Below are 13,084 nucleotides of genomic sequence, written 5' to 3' on the forward strand. Positions count from 1 at the left end.
GGATCTTGCGGATCTGCTCGGCCAGACGCCTGTTCCCGGTCGCCTGTGGCTTGTCGCGGCGTTCTTGTTTCCGCCGATCCGATCCTGGGCGCTGTCTTGCTGGTTTGGGCATCGCAGTTCAGATCTGTGACTGGGCCGACTGCCGTCAAGGGACGATCTCGACCACGGTCCCGATCGCAAGGCCAAGCACGTGGTCCGCCCGCCCCTGATTGACGGCGATCTCCGCAAGCCCGTTCGAATTTTCGTACCAGAATGCCCCACCAGGCGGCAGATCGCTGAAGGTTCTCGCACGCTCCAACACCCGGCCCGCCGCGGCAATCCTGGCATCGGAGGGCAGCAGGGCGGCCCGCAACCCGGTCATGGCATTGCCGTAGTGATCGACATAGACAATCTCGCCGAGGTCATCGGGCCAGTCGGCCCGGCGGTCGGCACCATCCTGACGCGGCTGGCCGGGCGGCGGCTCGCGGCAGGCCAGCAGGCCCGCGACCGGCGCGAAGAGATCACGGCCGTGAAAGCTGGCCGAGAGGTGCTCCGGCGTCCAGTCGATGTCCCAGCTCCGCATCCTTCCGGCACGGCGCTGGACGAGTTCGAACACGCCATTGCCGGGGCCGACATACCAGCGATCATCCGCCTCGAGCACAAGGGCGGGCCGTGCTCCGCCGACGCCGGGATCGACGACACAGAGGAAGACGGTTCCGGCCGGAAACCATCTGGCATAGGCCGCCAGCAGGTAGGCCGAGGCCTTGGGGTTGCTGACCGGCGCATCGGCGAACAGATCGACCATGGGGATGCCGGGCGCGGTCTGGTGGAGCACCGCCTTCATCTGGCCCGTATAGGGACCGTCCAACCCGAAGTCCGTGAACAGCACGATCATGACACTAACATGCCCCGATGTGCCTGTGCCTTGCAACGATCGCACGTTCTTCAATGACAGCAATTGGCATGGGGCAGACCTTGTCCGAATTTCCGCATTGGCAGCGCGAGCCGATCTTCATGGGCATGAGTTCAATGACCCGGGTTGACCCAGCCTGTGTCAAAACGCGAACGGGTCCGATCTCGGCGAACTATTTGTACAACATAAACCCCATACGCCGTGAAATCTCCGGCCTATTCGGCCCTCCAAGACATAAGATTGCTCCAACGAGCGACACGTCAGCGATTTTACACAACCAAGACCCGCTGCAGACGCCCAGTGCCGGGCGTGGTCGCCCTCCGGCGATATCTGGTTCGATGTTCCCAGCCGGCCGAAATTCCGGCGCCTCGCGGTCGCCGGACGCAGCTTGACATGAGGCGCGGTCTGAAGACCTCAGCAGCGAAACGGGCTCGGACGCAGCCACGATGATCGCCTGCATTAACGGCAGTTGGGCGGTCCGCTGCGGGAGAATACTCGGACATGCGGAACGTTGAATGTCGCGTGTGCGCCACCCGCCCTTAGCGGTTGGCCACGCTCGCACGCTAAGAGCCAACATTTTTTAGCGGAAGTCCGAACCAACTGGCGACGCTGTCGCGGATGACGTCGAAGACCGTCCGGCCGTCTCTCGTCGGGCTGTCCGACGAGTAGAAGTGGTTGGCTCCAGGCACCTGAGCCCATTCAACCGGTCTTACAGCCATCCGAAACTGCTGCTCGACCTCCGGTACGAATGCGGTGACATAGTCGAGATCATGCTCGGCCGAGATCATCAAAAGAGGTGGCAGCGGCAGGTCCTGCCGCGCCGCTAAATAGGCCTTTACGTCTACAGGCATCAGCGGGCCGGAAATAGTGACGACACCCGCGACCTCGACACCCTTCCCATAAGCGACGTAACACGCACTACGCCCACCGGACGAATATCCACCGAGCACGATATTCCTTGGATCAATCCCAAAGTCTTGGTGGTGCGCTTTGACCCACCGCACAGCCTCGGCCACGTCTTCGAACGCAGCTTCCATGAAGCGAGCCATCTCGCTCGGCTTGATTGATGGCAGGCCCATCTCAGCACGTAGAGCACTTACACGAGACATCGGCACCTCGTCGGGCCGCGTCAGCACCGGGTTGGGGCTCGGCTCCGGGTCAGTCTGCGCGAGCCGGTATTGAACAGAGAATGCTGCGACACCCAGTTCTGCGAAACGGCGGCAATATTCCGCGATCGACGTATTCGTCCCGACCCCGGCGGAGAAGGCGTCAGCTTCTTTAGACCCGCGATGGAACACGCCGCCATGGGCGAGCACCAGGGCTGGGGTTGGCGTCCGGGCAGGATAGTCGGGCAGGTAGCAGTCGAGCTTCAGGGGCATGGTCCGCATCGGTCCTCGGCCCCGTTCATATGCGATCCGGGCGTGGCAGAAGACGATATTCCTCTGTACGCTGACGCTCATTGGCGTTCTCCCGTGAAGGTGATGACCCGATTATCCATTGGGCCGATCGTCAGAACGCCGATATGGTGGAAGCCTAGCATTGCGATGTCCATGGCCACTTTGGAAAGCAGAGCGGAAAAAGCCAGGCTCGGAGCCATCGGTCTGGTGGAGCGCTCCATACTTCGCAGAGCGGCCTCGAACTTGCCTGTCAGCGATCAGCTTAAGAGTCTGATGCTCTAAGTTGCCTACCAGACGCAAATCAGCAGCTAAAGCGGGAGAGGCGTTGTTAGAGCGCGTATCCGGCGCTGTACTGCGTCGAGGAGCGAGGCGAGCTGCTGGACGGCGACGGAAGCGGACCTTTTACCCAGTCTCCTAACATCGCTGTCTGACCCCATGCAGACGTTGGGCAATCCAAAATATTGGATGCTCGGGCCATGGCATCCGCGCGACCTCACTGTATTAGGACTTGACGCGAGAAACGTCCTGGATCCTGCGCAGCCGCGGTCAGGGGCGTGGTAGCTTGGGCATCGACGCACTAGCCCCGCGAACGGCGGGGAGATCCTCCATCGATCGTACGTCACCACTTTTTCGGCTCCTGACTATTTCGTGCTATCCTGTTGCCTGGGGCACGCTCGGATGAGAGGAGGCTGCGATGCGCGCAGCTATCCAGAGGCTCTGTCACCGCATCTCGCATTGGGCCTTTTCAGGCTTCCCCCGTCGTGAACCTGGCCTCGATGGGCCGGAGACAGCAGACGAGATCGCATTCCGATTCAAGGACTGTGAGGAGTGCGGGCCGTCCGCCGAAGACCTCGAGGCAAAGGACCGCGAGCGTGCGGAGCGGTTCAAGCGCGATCAGCTCTTGCCGATCATGGGATGGTCGACCGGGGTGCCGGGTTGACGGGTAAATGTCAGGGGCCGACTTGACCCACGTCGGCGGTCTGACGGGTCCGCATCACCTTCGGATACGTCAAATGATGCTTCGACAAACGCGCGGGTAACTATTGTGAGGATCGCCGGGCTTCCAGCCGGCGGTGGATTCCCTCACGAGCGCTTTCGTTGCGCTGGATCATGAGCGCGGTGGCGGGTTCAGGCGCCTTGTCAGGGTGGCCGGCGTCGAACGGAGGAGACGGGTCATACTCGATGGCGAGCTGAACAGCCTGGGCGACCTCTGCCCCGGCGAGTTCGGCCACAAGACTGAAAGCGAAGTCGATCCCCACTGACACGCCGCCCGAGGTGATGACATTGCCGTCGCGCACGATCCTCGCCTTTTCGTGACGGGCGCCAACCAGTGGCAGCAAGTCGACGTAAGCCCAATGCGTCGCGGCGCGACGCCCCACCAGCAACCCGGCCGCACCGAGCAGAAAGGCCCCCGTGCACACGGACGTCACGTACCGCGCCTGCTCACCCTGGGAGCGGACGAACTCAACCGTCTCGGCGTCAGCCAGCGCATCGACGATGCCGGCTCCGCCAGGCACGCAGATCAGATCGAGCCTGGGAGAGGTGCCAAACGTGCATGTGGGCATGATCCCCAAACCACGGTCGCTCGCAACCGGCTGCAACGTCTTAGCGATCACGTGGACGCCTGATTGGGGAAACGGGCTGGGAACTGTCGGCGACGGAGGCGTTCCCAAACGGCTGAGGACCTCGAACGGTCCGGTGAAATCAAGTTGCGTGATCCCGGGGTAGATCACAAAACCGACGTTGAAATGGGCCATGCTGCACTCCTCTGTGCTGGGAGCCACGCGAGACCTCTGCCGAGCATTGCGCTTCCTGCAAGAGTTCGCAACGCGTCATCAGCCGTCGGTTCGGTGGGGCTATGTCGAGCCAACGGGACGCCCCTCACGCCACGGCGAGGGTCTCGAACTCGCCGCAATTTCCGTTGGGAACAGTATTCAACTCGTCATGCACGTGCGAGTGCTAAGTAGGTCGCCAAAAGTTCTGCAACAGCTTTCTGAGCCAGAAGCGTTTGGATGCCATGCCAGCCTTGCGACGCGCCTGTTGCGGCGTCAGGCTTAGAACCCAGGCCGCGGCATCGGCGGCCAGAGCATCGATGGACGCGGCCTGCCGGTTGGCCGCAATGAGCCGCTTGAGTTCGCGCCAGAGCTGGTCCATCGGGCTCAGTTCGGGTGCCTGCCGGGGCAACCACACGAAGCGGATGCGCAGCCGATCGGCCAGCGCTTGCGTCTGTGGGGCGGTGTGGGCGCTCGCCCGATCGGTGAGAAGCCAGAGCCAGCCGGCGCGGCGATATCGCCGCCGCAACGCGTGCAAGAACGCCTGAGCGTCGGCCTGACCGGCGCGGGTGCGGACCAGCACCACCCGACGCGCGGTCCGTAGGTCAATCGCCCCAAACAGCACCCGCTTGGCATTGCGGCCGGTGATCGGCACGATCGCCTGGGTACCCTTGAGCGCCCACATCGCCCGCAGGGGCGGAAACAGTCGCAGCAGGGTCCAGTCGAGGCACAGCAGCCGATCGCCTCTGTGCCAGCCCGCCTTCAGGCGCCGGATCAAGCCCCTTTTTTCTGCGCCAGATGAGCCGCGCGCGCGACATAGACATAGCGCGGCCGCTTCCAGCGATAGCCGGCCTCGTGCAGCCGGCGCCGCAGGGTGCGGGGGCTGACGGCGAGGCCCTTGGCGGCCAGATCGTGCGCCAGCAGCGGCACCGTCCAGCTCGTCGCCTGGTAGCCGCAGCGGCGCGGGTCGCGTGCCAGGGCGGCGGCCAGGCGCTGCGGCGTCAGCGGGCGATGCAGGCGCGGACGCCCGCTGCGCGGTCGGTCGATCAGGGCCGTGGTCTCATGCTCGGCCCGGTACTGGACGAGCCAGCGATGCACACTGGAGCGGTTGACGCGGCAGCGGCGGGCCGCCTCGGCCACGGGATGCCCCTCGGCCACCAGCAACAGCGCCTCGAGGCGGCGATACTCACGAGCCTCGCGGGCACCAGCAAGCGCTACGGCCAGCCGCTTGCGATCCACCTCGTCGAGCCACGTCTCGGGAGAGTGATCATGTCGTTGCATGCTCCCTAGGGAACACCCGCGGCTCTCGCGTTGCAAGTTTTATGGCGACCTACTTAGCAAGGCATGGCGCCCTCGGCCCTGCGGAGATAATCGCAAATCAGGATATTCGACGGGGTCGAGATGTCGATCAAATCTAAGTTGTGGGATTCATCAGGAACTGTGACCTCTACACAGGCCTATAGTGGCGATGGTTTTGAACCGGCTGCACCGTGCAGACGAGTTCCTCTACAACCCGAACCTGTCTTCAATGGGAAGGTCTCCTAGTGGCACGCTCGAGACCTACGCTCGAAGGCAGCAATCCTCATCGAACCGGACGTTCCGAAAGTGCAGGGAATCTCGGTTCCTGACCCCGAGCGGTCCTTCGCCTTGACCGTGTTGATAGCCCCTGTGGGCGGCTTGGCGTGTATGTGGCCGGCATCCGTTCGCTCCAGTCCTTGGAGATCCACAGACGGCTGACGCCCGGAACTTTCCTCCTTCGCTTTCAAGGTCATCCCCAATAGTGAGGCCGGTTCGTACCCATGGTCGCTCCTTGCGCTGGAACAAGGAGCGCCGCTCTGAGGCGGGTTATCCTATCCGCACGTGTTCCAATCGAGAGGATACGTCCATGGGATCGGGAGCGCCCAAGAGGCCGGTGCTGCGTGCGCGGTCATGGCCGAGGAGCCGATGGGTGGAGCGGCAGGCCAGCCTGTTCGGCCGGATGATGGTGAGCGTGGGAGCGGATCCCGGCGCGACGGCCCGGGAGGGGTTCGATGGCGGGTTCGCGGCCGCGTGCCGTCGGTGCCTGGCCTGTCCGAACGCGACCGACTGCGGACGCTGGCTCGAGGGTGGGGGCGCCGACGAACCGCCGTCCTTCTGCGCGAATGCCGCTTTCCTGAACCGCGTGCGGGCATCGGGCACGGGCTGATCCACCGGACAGCCGGAAGCCCATGTTGACGGGGGATCCTTCCGGAGCTCTGCGAATGAACGCCGCCGGACTGGCGGTAGTCGCGGGCCCCCTGACGGCTCCCATCGCAGTCGTCCAGACGTCATACTTTCTTACAAGTCTCCGAAGCCGACCCGCTTGATCTACCTCAATTCGACCGATTGTTGGCCCAGTATGATGGCACCCAAGTCCCACGCCTAGGAACAACGCAGGGACGGAGGAGAGGGGCGACTGGGAAAGTCACGCTCATGAATGTCACGGCACCTGTTGTTACGCTATCAGTCTACGACGTGCCGGGGGAGTGGAAGCATCGGGCCTATCTGGACGATGCGGGCTATCTCGCGAAGTACGAAGCTTCCATCACGAACCCGGAGGCCTTCTGGGCCGAGGAAGCCAAGCGCATCCACTGGTTCAAGGCCCCGACCCGGATCAAGAACACCCATTTCGGGCCCGGCAACGTGGCGATCCGCTGGTTCGAGGACGGCGTCACCAACGTGGCCTATAACTGCATTGACCGGCATCTCCACACCCGCGGTGACCAGGTCGCCATCATCTGGGAAGGCGACGACCCGTCGGAATCGAAGACAATCACCTATCGCGAGCTTCACGACGAAGTCTGCCGCATGGCCAACATCATGCGCAACCGCGGCGTCGAAAAGGGCGACCGGGTCACGATCTACATGCCGATGATCCCGGAAGCCGCCTATGCCATGCTCGCCTGCGCGCGGCTCGGGGCCATCCACTCGGTGGTGTTCGGCGGCTTCTCGCCGGATTCGCTCGCCAGCCGCATCCAGGACGCCAAATCCGCCTTCGTCATCACAGCGGACGAGGGCCTGCGCGGCGGCCGCAAGGTGCCGCTGAAGGTGAACGTGGATGCCGCCATCGAGCGTGTCGGTCCTGGTGTCGTCGATCACGTGCTGGTGGTGCGCCGCACCGGTTCTCCCGTCAACATGGTGCCGGGCCGTGACGTCTATTACCACGAGGCGGCCGAACTCGTCTCCGAGGAGTGCCCCTGCGAGGAGATGAACGCGGAGGATCCGCTCTTCATCCTCTACACCTCAGGGAGCACCGGAACGCCCAAGGGCGTGCTGCACACCACCGGCGGCTATCTCGTCTATGCGGCGATGACGCATCAATACGTGTTCGACTACCACGACGGCGATGTCTACTGGTGCACCGCCGACGTGGGCTGGGTGACGGGCCATTCCTACATCCTCTACGGACCGCTGGCGAACGGCGCCACGACCCTGATGTTCGAGGGCGTGCCGACCTATCCGACGATCTCCCGCTTCTGGGAGGTGATCGACAAGCACCAGGTCAACATCTTCTACACTGCCCCGACGGCGATCCGCTCGCTGATGCAGGCGGGCGAGGAACCGGTGAAGAAGACCTCGCGCAAGTCCCTGCGCCTGCTCGGCTCCGTCGGCGAGCCGATCAATCCGGAAGCCTGGGAATGGTACCACCGCGTGGTCGGCGACGACCGTTGCCCGATCGTCGACACCTGGTGGCAGACGGAGACCGGCGGCATCCTGATCACGCCGCTGCCCGGCGCCACGAAGCTCAAGCCGGGCTCGGCCACGCGGCCGTTCTTCGGCGTGAAGCCGGAAGTGGTCGATGCGGATGGCAAGGTGCTGGAGAATGCGGCCGAGGGCAACCTGGTGATCGCCGATTCCTGGCCGGGCCAGATGCGCACGGTCTACGGTGACCACGAGCGCTTCGTGCAGACCTATTTCTCCACCTATCCCGGCAAGTACTTCACCGGCGACGGCTGCCGGCGCGATGCGGACGGCTATTACTGGATCACCGGCCGCGTCGACGACGTGATCAACGTCTCCGGCCACCGCATGGGCACGGCGGAGGTGGAATCGGCGCTCGTCGCCCATCCGAAGGTGTCGGAGGCCGCGGTGGTCGGCTATCCGCACGACATCAAGGGCCAGGGCATCTATGCCTATGTCACCCTGATGACCGGCGAGCAGCCCTCGGAGGATCTGCGCAAGGAACTGGTCGCCTGGGTGCGCAAGGAGATCGGCCCGATCGCCTCGCCGGACCTGATCCAGTTCGCGCCGAGCCTGCCCAAGACCCGCTCCGGCAAGATCATGCGCCGCATCCTGCGCAAGATCGCCGAGGACGAGTTCGGCTCGCTCGGCGACACCTCGACGCTGGCCGACCCCGCCGTCGTCGACGACCTCATCACCAACAGACAGAACAGAACCCACTGAACCCATTCCGGAGGACTCTTGCCATGGCCTCGCACGACTACAACCAACTCCTTCGCAGCCCCCGGTTCCAGGAGCTCGTTCGCCAGCGGACGAGATTCGCCTGGACCCTCTCCATCGTGATGCTCGTCATCTATTTCGGCTTCATCCTCCTCGTGGCCTTCGCCAAGCCTCTCCTCGCCACCAAGGTCGGCGGCGGCGTCACCTCGTTGGGGATCATCCTCGGACTGGGCGTCATCCTCTCCGCATTCGTTCTGACCGGCATCTATGTCCAGCGCGCCAACAGCCGCTTCGACGAACTCACCCGTCACCTCACGAGGGAGATCATGTGATGCCCCGGCCGCTCATTCTTGCAATCGCAATCCTTCTCGCGCTCGACGCCAGTCATTCCGGAGTACTGGCGGCGGGACCGGATCTCGGCGCCGTGCAGAGACAGCCCCTGAACTGGACCGCCATCATCATGTTCCTGGTCTTCGTGCTCGGTACGCTCGGGATCACCTATCGGGCCGCGGCCCAGACCAAGTCGGCTGCCGATTTCTATGCCGCGGGAGGTGGCATCACCGGATTCCAGAACGGCTTGGCCATTGCTGGCGACTACATGTCCGCGGCCTCCTTTCTGGGCATCTCCGGGCTTGTCTTCGCCAGCGGCTTCGACGGTCTGATTTACTCCATCGGGTTCCTGGTCGGATGGCCGATCGTGCTCTTTCTGATCGCAGAGCGGCTGCGGAATCTTGGCAAGTTCACGTTCTCGGACGTGGCGTCCTTCCGCCTCGACCAGACCCGGATCCGCATTCTCTCCGCAGTCGGGACGCTTGTCGTTGTTGCCTTCTATCTCATCGCGCAGATGGTCGGCGCCGGCAAGCTCATTGAGCTGCTCTTCGGCCTGAACTATCTGTACGCGGTCATCATCGTCGGCGTGCTGATGATCGTGTATGTGGCGTTCGGCGGCATGAAGGCCACGACCTGGGTGCAGATCATCAAGGCGTGCCTCCTCTTGGCCGGCGCCACCCTGATGTCCCTGATCGTCCTGTGGCGGTTCGGCTTCAGCCCGGAAGCCATGTTCGCCGAGGCCGTGAAGACCCACCCGAAGGGTGACGCCATCATGGCGCCTGGCGCCCTCGTGGCCGATCCGATCTCGGCCATTTCGCTCGGCCTCGCGCTGATGTTCGGGACTGCCGGACTGCCCCACATCCTGATGCGGTTCTTCACGGTGTCGGATGCCCAGGCGGCCCGCAAGTCGGTCTTCTACGCCACCGGCTTCATCGCCTATTTCTATATCCTGACCTTCATCATCGGGTTCGGCGCGATCACGTTCCTGATGAACGACCCGAGCTTCTTCAAGCTCGGCGCGGGCGGAGCCTACGACAAGGTCAAGGACATCATCGGCGGGACCAACATGGCCGCGGTCCATCTCGCGACCGCGACGGGGGGCTCGCTCTTTCTCGGCTTCATCTCGGCGGTGGCGTTTGCGACGATCCTAGCTGTGGTGGCTGGCCTCACGCTTGCGGGCGCGTCGGCGGTGAGCCACGACCTCTATGCGGAAGTGATCGCACGCGGCAAGGCATCCGAGCAGAAGGAGGTCAACATCTCGAAGATCGCGGCCATCGTCATCGGCATCGTGGCGATCTTCCTGGGTTACATCTTCGAGAACCAGAACGTGGCCTTCATGGTCGGCCTGGCCTTCGCGGTCGCGGCGAGCTGCAACTTCCCGGTTCTCCTGATGTCGGTCCTCTGGAAGGGAACAACGACCCGCGGAGCGCTGATCGGCGGTCTGCTTGGATTGGTCAGCGCGGTCGCCATGGTGGTCCTGAGCAAGGCCGTCTGGGTGCAGACGTTCGGCTTCGCGCGCGAACTCTTCCCCTATGACAACCCGGCCATCTTTTCCATGCCGATCGCCTTCCTCGGGATCTGGGCGTTCTCCAGGCTCGATGCCAGCAACCGCGCCAAGGTCGAGGTCGCTGCGTTCGATGCCCAGTACATCCGATCGGAAACGGGGATCGGAGCCGCGGCGGCTCACGTTCATTGAGTGACGTGACAAGTGTCGCCTCCCGGCAAGCCGGAAGGCGACGGCTCGGTTGAGGCAGAAAGGAACCCATGCAGGGCTTCGACACCGCCAATCCGCCATTCGACCGCCTGACGCATCAGGAGAGCGAGGAGCTCCGGGCCGGACTCGACATTGGGTACTTCGCGCCCGGCGAAATGATCATTGCCCAAGGGCGCTCCTCAGACACGCTGCACGTCGTGATCAAGGGATCCGTCGAGGTGCGGGACGGCAACACGATCCCGACCGTGCTCGGGCCCAAGGACAGCTTCGACTCCCGCGCCCTGGTGCACGGGGCCGCGGGCGAGAATTTCGTGGCGGCCGAGGAGACGCTCTGCCATCTCATCCCACGCCATATCGTTCTCGACCTGATCCGCCGTAACGCCGCTTTCGCGGCGTTCTTCTATGCCGACGTCTCGCGCAAGCTCGACGCCTTTGCGCAGCAACGGAAGGCGGAGGGTATGGACAGCGTCCTCCGGACACGGGTGTGCGATGTCCGGTATCGTGCCGCCGTATACGTCGACGGAGGGATCAGCATCGAGCAGGCCGGCCATTGCATGAGGGACAACGACATCAATGCCCTCTTCGTGCGGGATGGTCCACGCATCGGCGTCGTGACCGGCATGAACCTGTCGAAGGCGGTCGTTCTGCTCCGGCGCCCGCTCGAGGCCCCGGTGCGGGAAGCCTGCCACTTCGATGTCGTCTCGGTCGACCTCGACGACTTCGTGTTCGAGGCGCTGCTGCTGATGACGAAGCACGACAAGCGGCGCCTCGCGATCCGCTCGAATGGTGACTATGTGGGATTCCTGGAGGACATCGATATCCTCGGCCTGTTCGCGGGCAATTCCCAACTGATCCCGGGGCGGATTGACCGCGCGCGGAGCATCGATGATCTCGCCACTGCCGCCCAGGACATCGAGGCGCAGGTCGAGCGCCTTCACCGGCAGGGGGTGAAGGTCGACGTGATCGCCGAGATGACGTCCGACCTGAACCGGCGGCTGTTCAAGCGCGTTTTCGAGATGTCAGCTCCCCCGACGATCCGTGAGGCCGGCTGCCTGTTGCTGATGGGATCGGAAGGGCGCGGCGAACAGACAGTCCGAACCGACCAGGACAATGCCATCCTTCTGGACAGGGAGGTTCCGGTGTCGGATCTCGCCCGCTTCCGGGAGGCATTTTCGGGGGCGCTGGACCGGTTCGGGTTTCCGCCTTGTCCCGGGAATGTCATGGTTCGCAATCCGGTCTGGTCCCAGTCCCTGGACGACTTCATCCGCCAACTCAAGGCGTGGGTTCTCCGCGGTGATGCCGAGGCTATGATGAATATCGCCATCTTCCTCGATGCCGAGGCCGTGGCGGGCCCGGCGGACATCCTCACCCGAGCAAAGGAGGCGCTGTTCGCACTCATGCGCGGCGAGGCCGCTCTCCTGGCGCGGTTCGCATCGCTGATCGAGACCTTCGCGACCCCCAACCTGGGCGTTCTCAGCACTATCATGGCAACCGTCGGCGCCGGTCCGGACGAGATCAACATCAAGAAGGCCGGAACGTTTCCGATCGTACATGGCGTGCGCACGCTCGCGATCGACAAGGGCATCCTCGAGACGCCGACGGCAGCCCGGATCGAGGCCCTCGTCAGGGCAGGCTCCCTGGAGCCAACGTTCGGACGGGAACTGACCAGCGCCCTGCACGTCTTCATGGAGTTTCGGCTCCGATCCCAGCTCCTTGCGCTGCACAAGGGGGAACTTGGGTCGGAGGCCATGCTGCGCCTGGATAGGATCACCACCGTGGAGCGGGACATCCTGCGGGATGCCCTCCGGGTGGTTCGCCAGTTCCGCGAGTTGATCCGTAGCCGCTACAATCTCGGGGCATTCTGAATGCGGCGCTGGCTGCGCAACCTCTTCTATCGTGCGACGCTGGCGGACCATGCCTACCGATTCCTGTTCGAGCCCGGACCGGCGGACGAGGTCCTGGTTCTGGATTGCGAGACAACCGGGCTCAACCCGCGGATTGACGAGGTGATTGCCGTCGCGGCCATCGTGATCCACGGCAACCGCATCATGACGAGCGAGGCCTACAAGGCGATCATCAAGGCCGACAGGCTTCCGACCTCCGCCTCCATCAAGGTGCACCAGCTTCGGGCGCGTGATGTGGCAGAAGGCCGGCCTGTGCACGAGGTTCTCCCCGAGTTGCTTCGGTTCATCGGCGGGCGTCCCATCGTCGGCTACTACGTGGATTTCGATGTCCGCATGCTCGACAAGCATGTTCTCCGGTACATCGAGGCGAAGCTTCCCAATCGCCGCATCGAAGTGTCGGAGATCTATTACGCCCTCAAATACGGCGGTGCCCCACCCGGGACGGTGCTTGATCTCCGGTTCCAGTCGATCCTGGCGGACCTGAGCATTCCCAGCCTCGGGCAACACGACGCCTTCAACGATGCCCTCATGACGGCCATGATGTACGTGCAGCTCAGGGACATGCGCAAGCGAGGCGCTCGCATCAGGCGCGAGCGCGCCGTTCAGCAAGAGGCTCCAATCGGAGCTTGATATCATCGGATTACGTGGATCGGACT

General features: G+C 63.7%; 12 protein-coding genes. 7 read left to right on the plus strand and 5 right to left on the minus strand.

From position 1 onward, the window contains the following. Positions 1-145: 145 nt before the first annotated feature. Complete coding sequence (locus JO965_RS46070) at positions 146-874, minus strand: S-adenosyl-l-methionine hydroxide adenosyltransferase family protein (RefSeq protein ID WP_203448388.1); 729 nt, start codon at positions 872-874, stop codon at positions 146-148. Between the two features lie 581 nt (positions 875-1,455). Next, positions 1,456-2,271, minus strand: a complete 816-nt coding sequence (locus JO965_RS46075) for an alpha/beta hydrolase (protein WP_203448389.1) — start codon at positions 2,269-2,271, stop codon at positions 1,456-1,458. Positions 2,272-2,983: 712 nt separating this feature from the next. Here JO965_RS46075 and JO965_RS46080 point away from each other — a divergent pair. Next, complete coding sequence (locus JO965_RS46080) at positions 2,984-3,229, plus strand: hypothetical protein (RefSeq protein WP_203448390.1); 246 nt, start codon at positions 2,984-2,986, stop codon at positions 3,227-3,229. Between the two features lie 100 nt (positions 3,230-3,329). Here the strand turns inward: JO965_RS46080 and JO965_RS46085 are convergent, their stop codons facing one another. From JO965_RS46085 to JO965_RS46095, 3 genes are all read right to left on the minus strand, one after another. Beyond that, positions 3,330-4,046: a DJ-1/PfpI family protein gene (locus JO965_RS46085; protein WP_203448391.1), complete on the minus strand. Its 717-nt coding sequence runs from the start codon at positions 4,044-4,046 to the stop codon at positions 3,330-3,332. Between the two features lie 202 nt (positions 4,047-4,248). Beyond that, complete coding sequence (locus tag JO965_RS46090; protein ID WP_246777278.1) at positions 4,249-4,839, minus strand: transposase; 591 nt, start codon at positions 4,837-4,839, stop codon at positions 4,249-4,251. Next, positions 4,836-5,342 (minus strand): helix-turn-helix domain-containing protein, encoded by a 507-nt coding sequence (locus JO965_RS46095; RefSeq protein ID WP_246777277.1) that lies wholly within the window; start codon positions 5,340-5,342, stop codon positions 4,836-4,838. The genes JO965_RS46090 and JO965_RS46095 overlap by 4 nt, the downstream gene beginning before the upstream one ends. Before the next feature lie 529 nt (positions 5,343-5,871). Between JO965_RS46095 and JO965_RS46100 the strand changes: the two genes are divergently transcribed. The 6 genes from JO965_RS46100 to JO965_RS46125 all read left to right on the plus strand — a co-directional run bounded on the left by JO965_RS46100 (position 5,872) and on the right by JO965_RS46125 (position 13,058). Next, positions 5,872-6,246 carry a DUF6455 family protein gene (locus JO965_RS46100; protein ID WP_203448392.1) on the plus strand — a complete coding sequence of 125 codons (375 nt, stop codon included), beginning with the start codon at positions 5,872-5,874 and terminating at the stop codon, positions 6,244-6,246. Positions 6,247-6,512: 266 nt separating this feature from the next. Continuing rightward, positions 6,513-8,483 carry an acetate--CoA ligase gene (gene acs, locus JO965_RS46105; RefSeq protein ID WP_203448393.1) on the plus strand — a complete coding sequence of 657 codons (1,971 nt, stop codon included), beginning with the start codon at positions 6,513-6,515 and terminating at the stop codon, positions 8,481-8,483. 23 nt (positions 8,484-8,506) lie between these two features. After that, complete coding sequence (locus JO965_RS46110) at positions 8,507-8,812, plus strand: DUF485 domain-containing protein (RefSeq protein ID WP_203448394.1); 306 nt, start codon at positions 8,507-8,509, stop codon at positions 8,810-8,812. Next, positions 8,809-10,506 carry a cation acetate symporter gene (locus tag JO965_RS46115; protein ID WP_371827061.1) on the plus strand — a complete coding sequence of 566 codons (1,698 nt, stop codon included), beginning with the start codon at positions 8,809-8,811 and terminating at the stop codon, positions 10,504-10,506. The genes JO965_RS46110 and JO965_RS46115 overlap by 4 nt, the downstream gene beginning before the upstream one ends. 68 nt (positions 10,507-10,574) lie before the next feature. After that, on the plus strand, positions 10,575-12,389 hold the full coding sequence (locus JO965_RS46120; protein ID WP_203447881.1) for a DUF294 nucleotidyltransferase-like domain-containing protein: 1,815 nt from the start codon (positions 10,575-10,577) through the stop codon (positions 12,387-12,389). After that, positions 12,390-13,058, plus strand: coding sequence for a 3'-5' exonuclease (locus JO965_RS46125; RefSeq protein ID WP_203448396.1), 669 nt, complete (start codon positions 12,390-12,392; stop codon positions 13,056-13,058). It begins immediately after the preceding gene. The last annotated feature ends 26 nt before the right edge of the window (positions 13,059-13,084 follow it).

The sequence above is a fragment of the Microvirga sp. VF16 genome (assembly GCF_016864375.1).
Classification (GTDB): Bacteria; Pseudomonadota; Alphaproteobacteria; order Rhizobiales; family Beijerinckiaceae; genus Microvirga.